Origin of the sequence: Microbacterium sp. B19 (assembly GCF_000333395.1) — a bacterium.
In the GTDB taxonomy this organism is placed as follows: Bacteria; Actinomycetota; Actinomycetes; order Actinomycetales; family Microbacteriaceae; genus Microbacterium.
On sequence record NZ_BADA01000174.1, the window covers coordinates 1 to 1,175 of the forward strand.

A 1,175-nucleotide genomic window follows, 5' to 3' on the forward strand; every position below is an offset into this window, starting at 1 on the left:
CTCGCGGGCATCGTGTCCGTCGGTATCCTGCTGGCGATCATCGGCGTGGTCGTGCAGTTCGTCGGTCTCGGGTGGGTCGACAAGGTCATGCCGCCGGTGGTCGCCGGCGCGATCGTCGCGCTCATCGGCTTCAACCTCGCGCCCGTCGCGTGGTCCAACTTCCAGAAGCAGCCGCTCCCCGGCACGATCACGCTCGTCGCGGTGATCCTGTTCAGCGTGCTGTTCCGCGGATTCCTCGGCCGCATCTCGATCTTCCTCGGCGTGATCGTCGGGTACGTCGCGACCGTGCTGATCCAGGCCGCGTCGGGCGAGACGCTCATCGACTTCGCGCCGGTCGAGGCCGCGCCCTGGGTCGGCCTGCCCGAGTTCCACCTCGCGAACTTCGCCACCCCGCAGACCTGGTCGGTCATCGCGATGTTCCTCCCCGTCGTGCTGGTGCTGGTGGCCGAGAACGTCGGGCACGTGCGGGGTGTCGCGGCGATGACGGATGCCACGGCCAACCGCTCCACCGGACGCGCGCTCATCGCCGACGGTGTCGCGACGACGCTCGCGGGCACGTTCGGCGGCTCGGGCACCACGACGTACGGCGAGAACATCGGCGTGATGGCCGCGACCCGCGTGTACTCGACGGCGGTGTACTGGGTCGCGGGCCTCACGGCCATCGTGCTGAGCCTGTCGCCGAAGGTCGGGGCGGTGTTCAACACGATCCCCGCCGGCGTGCTCGGCGGTGTCACCACCGCGCTGTACGGCCTCATCGGGATCATCGGAATCAAGATCTGGGTCGACAACCGCGTCGACTTCTCGCGCCCGGTCAACCAGTACACGGGTGCCGTCGCGCTGGTGCTCGCGATCGCCGGTTTCACGATGCAGTGGGGCGACTTCCAGCTCGGCGCGATCGTGCTCGGCGCGGTCGCGGCCCTGCTGATCTACCACCTCGGCAACGCGATCGCCCGCGCTCGCAAGACCGGCGCCGACGACGGCGGCCCGATCCCCGCGGTCGGCCCGCTGGGCGGCGACCCGTCCTGAACCCCGGCGGGGTGGCATCCCGCCACCGTCTGCCCGGGCGCCCGGGCCGCAACGCGCGAGCGCCCACGATCGGGCCGAGCGCCCACGTCCCGGGCGGCTCGAGCGTGAGCGCTCGACCGGATTGTGAGCGCTCGGCGTCCAGGTTGCCC

At 71.1% G+C, this 1,175-nt stretch carries 1 protein-coding gene; it reads left to right on the plus strand.

The features are described from left to right. A partial coding sequence (locus I5G_RS21100; protein WP_022878372.1) for a uracil-xanthine permease family protein occupies positions 1–1,026 on the plus strand: 1,026 nt, incomplete at its 5' end. Between the last annotated feature and the right edge of the window lie 149 nt (positions 1,027–1,175).